This is a genomic window from Cytophaga hutchinsonii ATCC 33406 (assembly GCF_000014145.1).
Classification (GTDB): Bacteria; Bacteroidota; Bacteroidia; order Cytophagales; family Cytophagaceae; genus Cytophaga; species Cytophaga hutchinsonii.
Genome location: NC_008255.1, coordinates 1797798 through 1814650 on the forward strand (window position 1 = coordinate 1797798; position 16853 = coordinate 1814650).

Genomic DNA, 16853 nt, shown 5'->3' on the forward strand with positions numbered 1-16853 from the left:
CATTCGTTTTCTAAAACAAAAGCAATGACTCATCCGGAAGAGAGACAATATGAGCGTAAGGGAATTATTATTGCAATAATTGTCCATGCATTGTTGCTTCTGGGATTTTTCTTTTGGATTGTTTTACAGCAGACAGAACCCGGCGGCGGCGGAATTCCCGGCACGGCAATCAATTTTGGTTTTGGTGAAATAGGTTCCGGAGACAATAATTCCATGGAAGAAGTTGGTACCGAAACACCTCAGGATAATCCGGAGCAGGTTGAACAGGCAGATGCTTCTCAATCCATTTCTTCACCGGACGCTTCCAATTTAACTACAAACAATCCGGATGCAGAAACGGTTGTGAATGAAACACCAAAGAATCCGTCAAGCAGCACGTCAAAAACAACAACGACAAGCACAACAAATCAAACAGGTACTTCCAATACACAACAAAACGCTTCTTCTAAAACCGGTACAACAAATTCCGGTGATGGTGTTACCGGACAGCCTGGTAATCAGGGAAATCCAAAAGGGACACTGGATAGCAGAAATTATTATGGTGAACCCGGCAATGGAGGCAGCGGCAAAGGTACTGCCTTATCTATGGATGGCTGGCACCTGGAAAAAGAACCGAAAGTAGAGAACGTTGAGAAGGAAGCAGGCAAAGTAACATTTGTTATTAAGATTGATAATGAAGGGGAGATCATAAGTCTTGTTGTAAAAGAAAAACAAGTAAGTGAAGCCTTGGTTAAGAAATGCGAATACGAGATCCGTAATAAAATGGAATTTGTTAAAAACAAAAATAACGGAAGTACTGCCGAAGTTTCTACCGGCGTGATTACGTTTTTATTCCGTTTGAATTAATTCGTGGATTACAATCAGGCAATACAATTTTTATATACACAATATCCTGCTTTTGAAAAGCAAGGCGGCCTGGCATACAAACCGGGTCTGGGTAATGTTCTGAACATTTCCGCTGCATTCAATAATCCGCATACAGCATTTAAATCCATTCACGTAGCAGGTACAAACGGCAAAGGCAGTAGTTCAAGCATACTCGCGGCTGTGCTCCAATCCGCAGGTTATACGGTTGGCTTATATACTTCCCCGCACATTCATGATTTTACGGAGCGTATCCGCATCAATGGTGTTCCCATTCCGAAAGACATTGTTGTTGATTTCGTTCAGAATAATACAGCAGTATTTGATCGCTTCAAACCCTCTTTTTTCGAGATAACAACCATTCTGGCATTCGTCTGGTTTGCCAAACAACAGGTTGATATAGCCATTATTGAAACTGGTATGGGCGGGCGGCTGGACGCTACAAATATTGTACAGCCTGAAGTTTCATTGATTACAAATGTGAGCCTGGATCATACACAGTTTTTAGGCAATACCATACAAGCAATTGCTTCTGAAAAGGCCGGCATCATTAAAGCAGGAATACCTGTTGTGATTTCAGAACTTCAGCAAGAGCTGATTTCTGTTTATGAGGAACAGGCAAACGCGCTAAATTCACCGTTAATTAAGGCCTTTGAAGCATATACCGTTGATACAATTATAACAGCATCTGAACATACTGAAATCAGTATTACAGATCATGTCTTAAAGAAAATAATTGCACTTCGATTAGATCTGCAAGGGTTGTATCAATCAAAAAATGTTGTTGGTGTATTGACTGTAATAGATCAGTTGAAGAAGGACGGTTGGGCAATACCCGAAGACTCTATCAAAGAAGGGTTGGCGCATGTCCAGCAGTTGGCTGGCTTTAAAGGTCGTTGGCAGATCATATCACAAAAACCGTTAACAATCCTGGATGCTGCACACAACGAAGCGGGCATAACGCTTTCCATGCAGCAGTTGCAGCTATATCATAAGTCCATTCATATTGTGATCGGTATGGTTAAAGATAAGGACATCGAAAAAGTATTGTCCTTGCTGCCTGTGCAGGCTACCTATTATTTTTGTCAGGCAGACTCGCCAAGAGCCATGCCTGCCGCTGAGCTGCAGACAGCAGCAGCAGTCAACGGTTTGCAGGGACAGGCAATAACGAATGTAAACGACGCTGTTCGGGCAGCGCGCAAAAATGCTGCACCGGACGATGTGATCTGGATCGGAGGCAGTTTATATGTTTTAGGAGAATTTGTATCGGAATAATAGAATGGCACGTAAAAAATTAATGCGCTTTAAATGGAACGAAGAGGTTCATAACCTGTTTCAGCCGGAAAAAGAAAATTACAAAGCGTATAAAGGAAAATGGCATGAATACTTCAAAAATGACAATCCGGTCATTTTAGAAGTTGGCTGCGGAAGGGCAGAATATACAACAGGTCTGGCGGCTTTATTCCCGGAGAATAATTACATCGGCCTGGATATTAAAGGCGCGCGTTTGTGGAAGGGGAGTTCGCTTTCCATCGAAACGGGCTTAACCAATACGGCTTTCATCCGCACAAAATTACAGAACCTGGAAGAGTTTTTTGAACCGGGTGAGGTGAAAGGCATCTGGATTACATTCCCGGATCCTAAACCCAGAGAAAGTGAAGCCAAGCTTCGGTTGTCAGGCTTACGTTTTATGAATATTTACCGCCGCTTAATGCCGGCAGGAGGAAAGGTGTTTTTCAAAACAGATAACCGTGTATTATTTGATCATACCTTAGAAGTACTGACCGATCAAACACTGAAAATTAAAGATCTTGTTTTTACGCACGATCTGTATCAGTCTCCGTTGTTAGCCGAACATTACGGCATACAGACTACCTACGAGAAAACATACCTGAATCAGGGTGTGCAGATTAATTATTTAAAATTTGAATTTCTTCCGCTATGAAAGTGGTAATGTAAAATTAAAAGGCTTTATTCTGTTTGCTGAATAAAGCCTTTTAATTTTTGTGACTATGTTATAATATTTTGAATCCTGCTGTCAGCATAAACAAGCTTGTATGCATGGTGTTCGATGACTTGTCAATATCTGTCAATCCTCTTTGATATTTCAGATCAAACGTCAGCTTCCAGAAATCAAGGCCTACACCGGCATTGAGAAGGATATTGTCTGTTGAATAGTCAGAAGTACAGGAATCATATTTCAATGTATTAATATTTGAATAGCCCGGGCCTGCAAACAGGCGCAGGTAAGTAAGATCGGTAAACTTAAAGAACCGGTATCCAAGTAATACATCTCCGTTCACACTTTTTGATTTTACATCTGTGCTTGTTTGATTTACATCAATCGAAGAGGAATTGTACATATAATAAATATTGGGCTGTATATACCATTTTTTTATATCGGCTCGTATAAAGCCACCAAATACATAACCGGAGCCGGGTGTGCTGTTCGGGTAGTCAGAATTTTCTAATACACTGGCGGTATATCCGGCCAAAGGTCCAAAAGTAATAAGTTTCTGAGCGCTGGTTGTCTGAATGATTAAAATAGTACTGAATACTAAAAGTAATTTTTTCATAAAATACATCGTTTAAAATATGTGCTAACCTATTACTAAATCTATTAAAAAATTGCGAAAGAAGATTGATAGACTTATTATTTAATCTGGTGGTAATAATCCATGCAGGCGTATGTGTAAAACATCTGTTTCATTGGTAAGAATTGCGCTCCTTGCGAATCGATAAACTCAGAAAATATGTGTATTTTTGAAAAAATACCGATACTATGTCTGTAATTGTAAAAGACCTTGTTAAGATATATGGGAAACAATATGCTGTTGATGGTATATCCTTTACAGCAGAAAAAGGCCGCATTACAGGATTCTTAGGTCCGAACGGAGCCGGCAAGTCTACCACGATGAAAGTTGCTACGTGTTTTATTCCGCCTTCTTCAGGAACCATTGAAGTGTGTGGTTACAGTGTACTTGAATCGCCCATTGAAGTAAGACGTAATATCGGGTACTTACCCGAACACAATCCCTTGTATCTGGATATGTATGTACAGGAATATCTTCAGTTTATCGGAGGGATGTACGGCATGAAAGATACAGCCCTCAAAAAGCGTGTTGCTCAAATGATCGAGCTATGCGGGTTGGGAGTGGAGCAATATAAAAAGCTTGGTGCCTTATCAAAAGGATATCGCCAGCGTGCAGGCCTGGCACAGGCACTGATTCATGATCCGCAGGTATTGATATTGGATGAACCTACAACCGGTTTAGATCCAAATCAGATCCTGGAGATTCGTAAAGTAATTAAAAGTATTGCCAAAGATAAGACGGTAATTTTTTCAACCCATATCATGCAGGAAGTACAGGCCTTATGCGATCAGGTCATTATTATCAATCGAGGAAAAATCGTAGCAGATAAAACAATTACGGAGATCCGTAATTTCAATACATCTATTAAAATCATCCGCCTGGAGTTTACCGAGCAAGTGGATATACAGGCGTTTAAAATATTTGATTTTGTTTCTGATGCCAGACACATGCAGGGCAATGCATATGAACTGGTTGTTGCTACCCATGCAGATACACGTCCGCTTATCTTTAAAGCCTGTGCAGACAAAGGCTGGACGCTTATTGAAATGAAAGTGGAAGAACAATCGTTGGAGAGTGTGTTCAGAGAATTAACTTCTAAAATATAAGTAACTGTATGTGGAGTATATTCCGGAAAGAAATAGCCGTATTCCTTAATTCTTTAATTGCTTATTTAGTAATACTTGTCTTCTTAACCTTTATTGGTGTGTTCATGTGGGTATTGCCTGCAAGCAGTATTCTTGACTATGGGTATGCAGAAATGGATACACTGTTTTCCTATGGCCCATTAGCATTTTTATTATTGATCCCAGCTATCACGATGCGTTCTTTTGCAGAAGAGAAAAAAGACGGCACGATTGAACTGCTGTTAACAAAGCCTCTCAGCGACTGGCAGCTATTATTGGGTAAATACCTGTCGGCATGTACACTGGTTGCTTTGGCATTGATCCCGACAGTCTTATATTATATTTCCGTATATCAATTAGGCAAGCCCGTTGGTAATATTGATTCAGCTGCAGTTGGTTCTTCGTATATCGGTTTGTTTTTATTAGGTTGTGTCTATACATCTGCCGGTATCTTTGCATCGAGTATCAGTACCAATCAGATTGTGTCCTTTATCATTGCCTTGTTATTGTGTTACCTGATCTATAGCGGATTTGATCACCTTGCCAGTTTAGACTTATGGGAAGGCTCTGCAGTAACCTTGTTACCGTTCGGACTGGATTATCATTACAATGCATTAAGTAAAGGTGTTGTTGATTCCAGAAATGTATGTTACTTTTTAACCGTGATAGGCATCATGCTTCTATCAACCAAAATTATTTTAGAAAGCAGAAAGTGGTAAGCAACGTGAAGAAAAAAAACGATATACTTGAATACATATTTCTGATAGCCATACTGGTATTTGTAAATATCATTTTGTCTGAACATTTCTTCCGGCTGGATTTTACGCAGGATAAACGTTATTCTATTTCGCCTGTTTCCCAGCAGGTGTTAGGCAAGTTAGACGGAGATGTATACGTTGAGATTTTTTTAGATGGTGATCTGAATCCCGACTACGAACGGTTAAAAAAATCAATCAAAGAAAAGCTGGATCAGTTTAAAGCTTATTCAAATAACAAACTGGAATACCGTTTCATCAATCCGGCAGATGAGGCAGATGAACAGATGCGTGAGCGTGGCTTCAGGTTGATTGCACAACGCGGCATTAAACCAAAATATTTTTTAGAAGAGAAAAACGGACAGAAAACAGAAAAGCTCATCTTTCCTGGAGCTATTGTAAGCTACAGACAAAATGAAACACCGGTTCAGTTTCTGAAAGGAAATAAAGTGCAGTCTGATGAAGAACAGTTAAATCAGGCGGTTGAAGGCGTTGAATTTGAATTACTGAAAGCAATCCGCAAGCTGAGCATTTCCGAATACAAAACCATTGCCATTATTGATGGACATGGTGAACCAGCCAAAGAACAGTTAGAAGATGTAACCAGCACCTTAAATGAATTCTATTCGGTGCAGCGCATCCGGCTGGATAGCATTACAGCGTTAAAGCATTTTGATATGGCAATGGTAATCGGGCCAAAAGTTGCGTATTCAGAAAAAGAGAAATTTATACTTGATCAGTTTATAAATAATGGCGGCAAAGCCATGTTTATTTACGATGCCATTGACATCCGCAAGGATAGTTTGAAAAACGGTGAAACGTTTGGGTTGAGTAAAAATCTCAATCTGGACGATCTTCTTTTCAAGTACGGTATCCGAATGAATCAATCTGTAGTGGAAGATATGAACTGTGCCAAAACAGTTGTGCAAACGGGCTTGAATGGCGAAGTACAGGCGCTTAATTTTCCGTATTATCCGGTGATTTATCAATTCAATAAGCATCCGATCGTAAAGAATATGGATGCGGTAGTGTTACGTTTTGCCGGATCGATTGATACCGTTAAAGCTGTTGGTATTAAGAAAACACCGTTGATTCAAACCTCTGCGCAATCCAAAGAAGTACAGGTGCCTTTTCAGATCGATCTGGATGTGTTAAAAAAAGATCTGGATCCGGCCTCTTTCAATGGCGGAATTAAAACCGTTGCGTGTTTGCTGGAAGGTTCGTTCACTTCTTTATACAAAAGTAAACCTGCACCTGTTGAATATGCTGTCGTTGTTTCAGGTGCGAAGCCTTCTAAAGTATTGGTATGTGCGGATCTGGATATGATCCGGAATGACTATGATGTAAACAGAAACATGCCTGTTCCGTTGGGGTACGACCGTGATATGCGCTATCTGTTTTCAAACAAAGAATTTATATTGAATGCTGTTGATTACATGATGGAAGAAGAGCTGCTGCTTGTTCGGGAGAAAGAAGTAGTTATGCGTCCGTTGAATGAACAGAAAATAAAGAATGATAAAAAGTATTGGCAAATCGTGAATATCGTTTCGCCGATCATTTTAGTATTGATATACGGCATAAGCCGGTATTTGTGGCGTAAGAAAAAATACGGCACTCCACGCAATGTATAATTGAACGTATGCTTACAGGTATTACAACTCGTGTTAAGGTTTTATTTTTGTTAACGGTGTTAACAGGTGCAACTGCTCTATGGACGCTTTTAAGCAAAGGCGCATCGGGCAAACCTGAATATACAGACTTTATAAAGATTGATACGGCAGATATTGTTAAAGTTACGTTTACATCGCACAAAGAAACACATTATGTAGCTCCTAAAACGAGTTCTCTATGGTATATCGATTCGAAATACGATGTGCGCAGAGATATCATCACAACGATGAAGTTAGGGCTTGCACGCATGGATGTAAAAATGCCTGTGGCGAGCGAAATCAAAGAAGAAATTAAAAAACGTTTGTTTGCCGATGGTGTACACGTTCAGGTATTAACCGAAGAAGGAGAAAAAGAATTCTGGGTGCTAACGAACGATAACGATAATAACAGTTCGTATTTTATCAGTTCTTCAGCGGCTGATCCATATATCATTTATGTGCCGGGTTTCACAGGAGACCTGACCGATCTGTTCAAACTTAAAGCCAGTGACTGGAGAAATAAAGCATTATTCCGAAATGCTCCGGGTGGCATAGAAGAGCTGTCTGTATCATACCAATCTTCACCTAAGGATGGTTTTACCATTAAAAAAGTTTTAAACAGATATGAGGTTGTCGACATGTCTCAGGTTGATTCCACACGGTTATACACGTATTTGGGGCTCTATCAACGTATAAATGTTGAAAACTACCTTGTTGATAAGCAGAAAGATTCTGTGGAATACCTGTTGAAATCCCAGCAACCTGAAGTATTACTTACAGTAACTGATATCGATAAAAGCCGTTCTAAAACCATTCAGATCTATAAAGCACTCCCAGGAACAAAACTTCTGTATGCACGTGTTGTGGATAACGGAGAGCTGGTAACCCTGAACCCGGAAGTGTTTTTCCGGTTACTTGTAAGAAAACAATGGTTTATGGATAAATAAGCCGTATTTCGTTAGAATATTCGTTAACTATTAATTATTTTTACAGTAATATTTTTGGTTTATTTATAAAAACATTCAAGGATGAAATTTGTCGTTTCTTCAAATGCTTTACTTAAGCAACTAACTGCCATAAATGGTGTTATTACAACCAATCCGGTAGTGCCTATTCTGGAAAATTTTCTATTTGAAATTGGAGATGGAATGCTGGTTGTTTATGCTTCTGATCTTCAAACGTCAATGATTACTGAAATCGCTGTTGAGGCGAAAGCAAAGGGTAGTATTGCAGTACCGGCTAAGATTTTGCTGGATACATTGAAAAACTTACCTGAACAGCCGGTAACATTTACAATTGATCCTGAAACATATAGCATCGAGATCAGCTCAGATAACGGTCGTTATAAACTTTCAGGTGAAAACGCTACAGATTTCCCTAAAGTGCCTGGTGTTAAAAATGGCTACAGCGTAGATATCTCAACTGAAATATTAAACCGTGCTATTTCTTCTACCATCTTTGCTGCCAGCAACGATGAATTGAAACCGGCAATGACAGGTGTATACGTTTCATTAACGGAATCTAATGCAACATTTGTTGCTACAGACGGTCACCGTTTGATCCGTTACAGACGTACGGATATCGTGTCTGAAATGGCCAATACATTGATTATTCCTAAAAAGGCATTGAACTTATTAAAAGCTTCTTTACCTTCAGAAAATACCAATGTTAAAATTGAATACAATGCATCCAATGCATTCTTCAGCTTTAACAATATTAAAATGATTTGTCGTTTGATCGATGAGCGTTTCCCGGATTACGAAAACGCAATTCCGGTAGACAATCCGAATGTTCTTACAATTACAAGAACGGATATGATGAATTCATTAAAACGTATTTCGATCTATGCGAACAAAACAACGCATCAGGTTCGTTTGAAATTAGCAGGAAGTGAATTGCAGATTTCTGCAGAAGATTTGGATTTCTCCAACGAAGCAAATGAGCGTTTAGCGTGTGAGTTTGAAGGTCAGGATATGGAAATCGGTTTCAACGCGAAGTTCCTGGTTGAAATGTTAAGCAACCTGGATAGCCCGCAGATCTCCATGCATTTCTCTGCACCGAACAGAGCCGGTATTATCACTCCGGCCGATAAAGATGAACACGAAGATGTATTGATGCTTGTTATGCCGGTAATGTTAAACAGTTACGCATAAGAAAGAACATTGTTCCCAATATTGAAAATCCCGGTTACGAAAGCAGCCGGGATTTTTTTATTGATACTTTAATAATCCATGAAATAATCCGGCACATGAATCTGCCGGCAATGAAGCGCGGCAGCTCTCAATAAGCACTGTGTAATTTTTAAGCATGCTCAATCAATGAGATGCTGCTGCCATGTATAAAGATTACGCTTCATTGCCGTTGTGCTTTAGCCAATGGTTTAGTTGAATGTTGGAAACCATACAGCTTCGCGAAGATTCGCGCCAGAGAGATTCCGAATTGCCAGCACAAAAAAAATAAGCCGGGAGTTTCCGGCTTATGATTCTATCTCTGAAAATAAATGTATCTGTACTTATTTGGCTGGTGGTAATGGCGGCAGAATTTCTACTCCATCAACAATGTATTTGCTGTCACCAACCCAGAATAATCTCCAGTATTTTTTATGGTAGTGTAATTTTACACGGTGTCCATTCAATAACGCATCTTGTAGTTGCTTCATAAGCACTTCGTCGCGACGAATAGAAAAATACCAGATATTATTGATTACACCGCCCGCTTCCGGATCGCCTTCTTCGTTATTAATAACAGTACCTACATACAGTTCTCCTTCATTTGTTTTGAACAGAACACCATTGGTAGCCACTTTCGTTAATGCTCCGGCACGATAACCATCTCCATAGGAACCAAACATCATGAACGCAATAAAAAGCGCTCCGAGAAAAAGAATTCCCCATAAAATTTTCTTAAAAGTACCCATATGTTGTATTAGTTTAGACGTGAGATTTTAGCACCTAATGCATTCAATCGTGTATCAATATTCTGATAACCACGATCAATCTGTTCAATATTATGAATAGTAGATTTTCCCTGTGCAGACATCGCAGCGATCAATAACGATACCCCGGCTCTGATATCCGGAGAACTCATAGATATACCTCTTAACGCAACCTGCTTACCTAAACCAATTACGGTTGCTCTGTGCGGATCGCACAAAATAATCTGCGCACCCATATCAATCAGTTTATCTACGAAGAATAAACGGCTCTCAAACATTTTCTGGTGGATGAGTACAGAACCTTTAGCTTGTGTTGCCACAACCAGCACAATACTTAATAAGTCAGGCGTGAAGCCAGGCCAGATCTGATCGGCAACGGTTAAGATAGAACCATCAATAAAAGTGTCTATTTCATAATTTTCCTGTTCGGGAATAAAGATATCATCTCCTCTGAATTCCAGCTTAATACCTAAGCGCTGGAACACAGAAGGAATCAGGCCAAGCATATCAATACGGCAATTTTTAATTGTAATTTCAGAACCTGTCATTGCTGCAAGTCCAATGAAACTACCGATCTCAATCATATCCGGAAGAATCGTATGTTCTGTTCCGCCTAAATAATCAACACCTTCAATCTTTAATAAATTAGAGCCGATGCCGCTGATCTTAGCACCCATGCGGTTCAGCATGCTGCACAACTGCTGTAAGTAAGGCTCACAGGCAGCATTATATATAGTTGTTTCGCCTTTTGCCATTACAGCCGCTAACACAACATTGGCAGTACCTGTTACCGATGCCTCATCCAGTAGCATATAACAGCCTTTTAATTCAGATGCACTGATGTTATAGAAACTGTCGTTTGAATCGTAATCAAAAGAGGCACCTAGTTTTTGTAAGCCAATAAAGTGTGTATCCAATCTTCTTCTTCCGATTTTGTCACCACCCGGCTTAGGCATCTTTGCCTTGCCAAAGCGCGCCAATAGCGGACCTATGATCATGATGGAGCCGCGTAGGGCAGAAGCTTTCTTTTTGAAATCTTCTGTATCTAAAAAATCCAGATTGATATCTTTTGATTCAAAACGATAAGACGATGAGGTTATTTTTGTAACCAGAACACCCATATCGTTTAACAATTCGATCAGTTTATTGACATCAATAATGTTTGGTACATTATGAATAACAATAGGTTCAGGAGATATTAGTACCGCACATAAAATTTGAAGTGCTTCGTTTTTTGCTCCCTGCGGAATGATTTCACCACGTAGTTTAGTACCGCCGATTATTTCGAAAGATGCCATTAATTTCTTCTTCTTGGTTTATTTTGATTCTGTTGATATCTGCTCGTGCTGTTGCCATTGTTATTTGAATAACCGCCGCCTCCATTTGAATTCGATCTTCTGTTGCTGCTTCCGCCTGCTCTTGAATAGCCGCCGGAAGAAGAAGGACTGCTCGGGATTCTGCTGTCTGCAGTTGCGCCGCCAATAGTGTCAAATAATTTTTCCTGTTTAACGCGGGCAATATCTATTTGTAAGTTGTTTTTAGAAAGTTCAGATAAATGTTCAACGATAACTTCATCGTCTACATTTTCTTTATTCCACGTACTATACAAACGCTTCATTAAACGGCCCAGGTAAATGATCGCATCCTCTTTCTCTGCACCATCTTCTTTTAAGATAGCCTGTTCAATAAGAAGATTGATGTTTTTACCGTAGTGCTTGTATTTTAATTTGTTGTGGTTGTACGGAACTCTTTCGGGTTTTCTTCCAAGTACTGCAATGTCAGGCATTGGGTACGGAGTATCAACATCTAATTTGAAATTAGACATGATAAAAAGGTGATCCCATAATTTAGTTGTATGCTCTTCTGTATCACGAACACCCGGATTTAACTGGCGCATTAATTCCACACATGTGTTGGCGTATCTGGTACGTTGCTCTCTGTCTTCAATCGTTAAAATCCAGTCTACTATTTTTTGTATGTTTTTACCGTATTCTTTTAATACGATGCCCTTACCAGGTTCTCCTTTGATTAATGTCATTTTTGTAGTATTAATGCTTCAAGTTAACTAAGATTCGTGAATTCTCAGTTTCGCGAAGCTAAGAATTAGTGTTTTTTCTCCTAAATTTTTAAAATCTATCACTGCTTTACGATCTGTACCGTTCGATTGTATATTTTTAACCTCTCCATAACCGAATTTGGGGTGTTCTACCTTCATTCCGATCATTAAATTGGATGTATCGCTTGGTTTAAAATCTTCAGATGGCGTATATGCCGGTGCAACTTTTGCTTTAACCTGAACGGTGGCAGCAGCAGTTTTGGGCTTAATTCCGCTGAATGCCGGACCTGATTCCTGCGAGCCGATGGAGTTGGCCGTAATAGATGTCATTTGCAAATGGCGCGGATCAATTTCTTCTAAAAATCTGCTTGGCGAACAGCTTTTCAATTGTCCAAAACGGTAACGGGAAGTTGCAAAGCTTAAGGTTAATCGTTTCTCTGCACGTGTGATCGCTACATAAAACAAACGTCTTTCTTCTTCCAGGTCTGCACGGCTGTTCAGCATCATTGCTGATGGAAACAGATCTTCTTCAATACCCACTACAAATACCTGATTGAACTCAAGTCCTTTTGCAGAGTGTATCGTCATGAGCGTTACAGAATCTTTATCTTCTTTGTCTTTTTCGGTATCTGTCAATAAGGATATTTCCTGTAGGTAGCTTCCTAATGATTTGTCTTCCTGATCGGGACGATCCACAAATTCTTTAATACCATTTAAAAGCTCCTGCACGTTTTCATACCGTGCAATACCTTCAACCGTTTTGTCTTCATATAATTCTTTCAGAAGCCCTGATTGTTTTGCTATTTCATTGGCTGCTTCAAACGCATCTTTTGTATTGGCAAGTATTTTATAGGATTTGATCAGATCTACAAAACCTTCTATTACCGGTACCAGACGGCCGGTCATAATACTTTTAACATTGCAAAGAATGTCCCAAACCGTTGTCCCCTGTTCATCTGCAATTACAAATAGTTTTGCTATGGTTGTATCGCCAATACCGCGTTTAGGAAAATTAACGATACGTCTGAAACTCTGTTCATCCTGATCATTTAATACAAAACGCAGATAAGCAAGTACATCTTTAATTTCTTTTCGTTGATAGAAAGACATACCGCCAACTACTTTGTAGTTTATGTTGAGCTTACGAAGCGCTTCTTCAAAACTTCTGGATTGCGAGTTGGTACGGTACAGGATTGCAAAATCCTTGTTTCGCAATTGCATGTTCATTTTGTTTTCAAAGATTGTCTGCGCAATGATCCGGCCTTCTTCATTATCACTGGCAGCACGGTATACATGGATTTTTTCTCCGGATTCGTTTGAAGTCCATACGTCCTTTTTTAACTGCGCTTTATTTTTTGTAATAACATTATTTGCCGCTTCAACAATTGTTTTTGTTGAACGGTAATTCTGTTCCAGTTTTAAAACTTTTAATTCCGGATAATCTTTTTCAAAATTTAAGATGTTCTGAATATCCGCACCACGGAAGGCATAGATACTTTGTGCATCATCACCCACCACGCAGATGTTGCGGTTCATCGCCGCCAGCTTTTTGGTTATGTTATACTGTGCAATGTTTGTATCCTGAAACTCATCTACCATGATGTATTTGAATTTATGCTGGTATTTATTCAGCACGTCCGGATGTTCATTGAAAAGTTTATAGGTATAGAAAAGTAAATCGTCAAAATCCATCGCACCGGCGCGGATCAGGCGTTCCTGATACATCTGGTACAATTTACCCATTTCAGGACGTAATGCTGCCCGGTCATCTGCCATATAATTTGGATTGGCAATATACTCTTTATATGAAATGAGCCTGTTTTTTGCCGCACTGATGCGGTTAAAAACAGTATTCGGCTTGTAAACTTTGTCGTCTAAATTCTGTTCCTTTAATATCGTTCTCAGCAACGATTTAGAATCTTCGGTATCATAGATCGTAAAGTTGCTTGGAAATCCAATTTTCTGAGATTCAACTCGCAGGATACGCGAAAATACAGAGTGAAACGTTCCCATCATTACATTTCGTGCTTCACTGCCGCATACAGCCTGAATCCGGTGCTGCATTTCTTTGGCAGCTTTATTGGTAAATGTGAGGGATAATATATTAAACGGTTCTACACCTTTTTGTATTAAATGGGCAATACGGTAGGTAAGTACACGGGTCTTTCCTGAGCCGGCACCGGCTATAATCATTACAGGGCCATCTGTTTGTTCAACCGCTTGTCGCTGAACATCATTTAATGAATCTAGATAACTCATTTACGGGATTTATTTAAAGGATAAATTTACGATTTAATCCCCTTTAAAACCATTATCTTTGTGGGGAGTATTGATATGTTGATAAATTTAATCATATGATTTCTTTAGGAAATGCTGTTGTAAGCGACGATGTAGCTGAAAAGTTCTTTGTGTGCGATTTATTGAAATGCAAAGGGGCCTGTTGTGTAGAAGGAGATATGGGAGCGCCGCTTGATGTGGAAGAAGCCCTTATATTAGAAGAAATTTATCCGATTGTTAAGCCGTATTTATCAAAAGATGGTGTTAAGACAATTGAAAAGCAGGGGACATCTGTTACCGATGAAGAAGGTGAGCCTGTAACGCCAACAATAGGCAATAACAGAGAATGCGCCTATGCGATATACGATCCGAAAGGCATTTTAAAATGCGGTATTGAGCAGGCATATATTGAAGGCAAAATTACGTATCAGAAACCCATTTCCTGTCATTTGTATCCGATCCGTATTACCAAATACGACGAGTTTGATGCCTTGAATTACGACCGCTGGAGTATTTGTAAACCTGCATGTTCAAACGGTAAGGAATTAGGCGTTCCTATTTATAAATTTTTGAAAGGGCCGCTTATCCGTAAGTACGGTGAATCCTGGTATGCAGAACTTTGTAAAACAATTGAAGATAAACAAAAATAATTCATGAGTGTGGCGAAGGAATATTTTCAAGGCATTAAAAGTGTTTTGAAAATAGAAATGAGTGAGGATGCTAAAATTTATGAAGAAGAACTTGCCAAACAATCCATTCAGGAACGCAAAGAACTTGGTATTACGTGGTATCCGTTATTTATAAAATCTGAATACTATGGTTTTGCAGAGCGCCTGCACATTGAAGTTGAACGCAAATACGAAGCGGATACACCAAATATTTTTTATTCAGGAGACAAAGTACGGATCTTTTCAAACCAGCAGCATAATACAAAAGAAGATTTTATTGATGGTGTAATTACGGCGTCCGCCGGGAATTTGGTAACCGTACAGCTGATGAAAGATGAGGCGCCGGATTGGCTTTCGGATGGAAAGATCGGTATGGATAAACTATTTGATAAGCATAGTTATGAAACGATGCTTTCAACGCTTGATTACTGGGCTTCAGACGATGGATTAACAAAAGATTCGATCCGGTTACGCGATGTTATTTTAGGTGAAAAAACTGCTTCATTCAATACAAAAGAAAATTACGCAGCACCGGACAAGTTAGATATTACACAAAAGAAAGCCTGGGAAAAAGCCATACAGGCGCAGGATGTAGCAATCATTCATGGACCTCCGGGCACAGGTAAAACAACTACCATTGTTGAAATAGTAAAAACTCTGATAGAAAAAGGGGAGCGTGTATTGGTTTGTGCTTCGAGTAATGCGGCTGTTGATGTATTAACGGAAAGGCTTGCTGCCAGAGGCTTGCCGGTTGTACGATTGGGGAACCCTTCCAAAATTACGGAGCAGAATCTGCAGTATTGCCTGGACCGGCAAGTTGTGAATCACGAACAATTTGGTTTAGTGAAAGAATTGAAAAAACGTGCGGAAGAATTTTTTCGCATGGCGAATAAATACAAACGGAATTTTGACCGGGAAGAACGGGAACAGCGAAAAGCCATCTTGAAGGAAGCCCGCAATCTGCGTGGACAAGCCGACGATCACTTACATTTTTTACAGCAAAATGTATTAGTAAAAAATCAAGTGGTAACGTGTACGCCTGTAGTTTCCATGCATAGAGAGATTGGTAAAGAAAAATTTGACACGTTGATTTTTGATGAATCGGGTCAAACCATGGAACCGATGTGCTGGATCCCGATTCAAAAAGTGAAGAAAGTAATTTTGGCAGGCGATCATTTACAACTGCCGCCAACAGTGAAATCCGATGAAGCGGCGAAAAAAGGCCTGGCGATAAGTTTGCTTGAAAAATTAATGCCTTTGCCCGGTATTTCGGAAATGCTTGCCATTCAATACCGCATGAATGAAAAGATCATGCAGTTTCCATCCCAATGGTTTTATGACAATAAACTGGAAGCACACGGCAGTGTTAAAGATCATGCCTTTGATGACGATGTTATTCAGTTTATTGATACGGCCGGAACAGGCTATGAAGAAGAACTGGTTGGAGCACCGTTTGGTATCCGGAATAAACAGGAGGCAGATCTTGTTCTTGCTATTTTGAATAACGTAGCTGAATTAAATAAACAGGCAAGCATCGGAATTATCAGTCCGTATAAATTACAGATTCAATACATTCGTGAACAATTGATCGAACAGAAAATCACGTCTAAAAATATTCAGGTACAAACCGTAGATGGTTTTCAGGGACAGGAGAAGGATATTATTATTATAAGTCTGGTACGTTCCAACGGAAAACAGGAGATCGGTTTTTTAAAAGACCTGCGACGCATGAATGTTGCAATCACACGTGCACGTAAAAAGCTTATTGTTATAGGAGATTCGTCTACATTGTCATCATCAAAATTTTACGCCGGTTTTCAGGAATATATTGAATCGCATAATGGGTATCACTCAGCCTGGGAATATATCAGTTAATCAATATCTGTAATTCGTACATAAAAAAAGAGCGGTGCCATAATTAGCGCCGCTCT

At 39.5% G+C, this 16853-nt stretch carries 15 protein-coding genes; 10 read left to right on the forward strand and 5 right to left on the reverse strand.

Annotation, left to right across the window (positions count from 1 at the left end; all coding sequences use genetic code 11):
* The first annotated feature begins 24 nt into the window (after nt 1-24).
* From CHU_RS07500 to trmB, 3 genes are read left to right on the forward strand one after another with little or no spacing between them, the layout of a single operon-like run.
* Complete coding sequence (locus CHU_RS07500) at nt 25-846, forward strand: hypothetical protein (protein WP_011584927.1); 822 nt, start codon at nt 25-27, stop codon at nt 844-846.
* Nucleotides 847-849: 3 nt separating this feature from the next.
* Complete coding sequence (locus tag CHU_RS07505; protein WP_011584928.1) at nt 850-2139, forward strand: bifunctional folylpolyglutamate synthase/dihydrofolate synthase; 1290 nt, start codon at nt 850-852, stop codon at nt 2137-2139.
* Between the two features lie 4 nt (nt 2140-2143).
* Complete coding sequence (gene trmB, locus CHU_RS07510) at nt 2144-2809, forward strand: tRNA (guanosine(46)-N7)-methyltransferase TrmB (protein ID WP_011584929.1); 666 nt, start codon at nt 2144-2146, stop codon at nt 2807-2809.
* 70 nt (nt 2810-2879) lie between these two features.
* Here trmB and CHU_RS07515 read toward each other — a convergent pair whose 3' ends face one another.
* Entirely contained in the window at nt 2880-3440 is a 561-nt protein-coding gene (locus CHU_RS07515; protein WP_143144158.1) for an outer membrane beta-barrel protein, read from the reverse strand.
* A 206-nt stretch (nt 3441-3646) separates the two neighbouring features.
* Here CHU_RS07515 and gldA point away from each other — a divergent pair, with 206 nt between their 5' ends.
* The 5 genes from gldA to dnaN all read left to right on the forward strand — a co-directional run bounded on the left by gldA (nt 3647) and on the right by dnaN (nt 9139).
* Nucleotides 3647-4564 (forward strand): gliding motility-associated ABC transporter ATP-binding subunit GldA, encoded by a 918-nt coding sequence (gldA, locus tag CHU_RS07520; RefSeq protein ID WP_011584931.1) that lies wholly within the window; start codon nt 3647-3649, stop codon nt 4562-4564.
* Between the two features lie 8 nt (nt 4565-4572).
* The gene (gldF, locus tag CHU_RS07525) at nt 4573-5301 is read left to right on the forward strand and encodes a gliding motility-associated ABC transporter permease subunit GldF (protein WP_011584932.1); all 729 of its coding nucleotides are present in this window, start codon (nt 4573-4575) and stop codon (nt 5299-5301) included.
* A gap of 5 nt (nt 5302-5306) precedes the next feature.
* Nucleotides 5307-6968, forward strand: a complete 1662-nt coding sequence (gldG, locus tag CHU_RS07530; protein WP_238379364.1) for a gliding motility-associated ABC transporter substrate-binding protein GldG — start codon at nt 5307-5309, stop codon at nt 6966-6968.
* Nucleotides 6969-6976: 8 nt separating this feature from the next.
* Nucleotides 6977-7933: a DUF4340 domain-containing protein gene (locus CHU_RS07535; RefSeq protein WP_011584934.1), complete on the forward strand. Its 957-nt coding sequence runs from the start codon at nt 6977-6979 to the stop codon at nt 7931-7933.
* 81 nt (nt 7934-8014) lie between these two features.
* On the forward strand, nt 8015-9139 hold the full coding sequence (gene dnaN, locus CHU_RS07540) for a DNA polymerase III subunit beta (RefSeq protein ID WP_011584935.1): 1125 nt from the start codon (nt 8015-8017) through the stop codon (nt 9137-9139).
* Between the two features lie 359 nt (nt 9140-9498).
* Here the strand turns inward: dnaN and CHU_RS07545 are convergent, their stop codons facing one another.
* From CHU_RS07545 to CHU_RS07560, 4 genes are read right to left on the reverse strand one after another with little or no spacing between them, the layout of a single operon-like run.
* The gene (locus CHU_RS07545) at nt 9499-9903 is read right to left on the reverse strand and encodes a hypothetical protein (RefSeq protein ID WP_011584937.1); all 405 of its coding nucleotides are present in this window, start codon (nt 9901-9903) and stop codon (nt 9499-9501) included.
* 8 nt (nt 9904-9911) lie between these two features.
* Entirely contained in the window at nt 9912-11219 is a 1308-nt protein-coding gene (gene murA, locus CHU_RS07550; protein ID WP_011584938.1) for a UDP-N-acetylglucosamine 1-carboxyvinyltransferase, read from the reverse strand.
* A complete protein-coding gene (locus tag CHU_RS07555) occupies nt 11219-11959 on the reverse strand; it encodes a DUF4290 domain-containing protein (RefSeq protein ID WP_011584939.1) in 741 nt (246 codons plus the stop codon). The genes murA and CHU_RS07555 overlap by 1 nt, the downstream gene beginning before the upstream one ends.
* Before the next feature lie 27 nt (nt 11960-11986).
* Nucleotides 11987-14236 (reverse strand): ATP-dependent helicase, encoded by a 2250-nt coding sequence (locus CHU_RS07560; protein ID WP_011584940.1) that lies wholly within the window; start codon nt 14234-14236, stop codon nt 11987-11989.
* A 95-nt stretch (nt 14237-14331) separates the two neighbouring features.
* Between CHU_RS07560 and CHU_RS07565 the strand changes: the two genes are divergently transcribed.
* Both CHU_RS07565 and CHU_RS07570 read left to right on the forward strand, forming a co-directional pair.
* The gene (locus CHU_RS07565) at nt 14332-14904 is read left to right on the forward strand and encodes a DUF3109 family protein (RefSeq protein WP_011584941.1); all 573 of its coding nucleotides are present in this window, start codon (nt 14332-14334) and stop codon (nt 14902-14904) included.
* Nucleotides 14905-14907: 3 nt separating this feature from the next.
* The gene (locus tag CHU_RS07570) at nt 14908-16797 is read left to right on the forward strand and encodes an AAA domain-containing protein (protein WP_041932268.1); all 1890 of its coding nucleotides are present in this window, start codon (nt 14908-14910) and stop codon (nt 16795-16797) included.
* Nucleotides 16798-16853 lie beyond the last annotated feature (56 nt).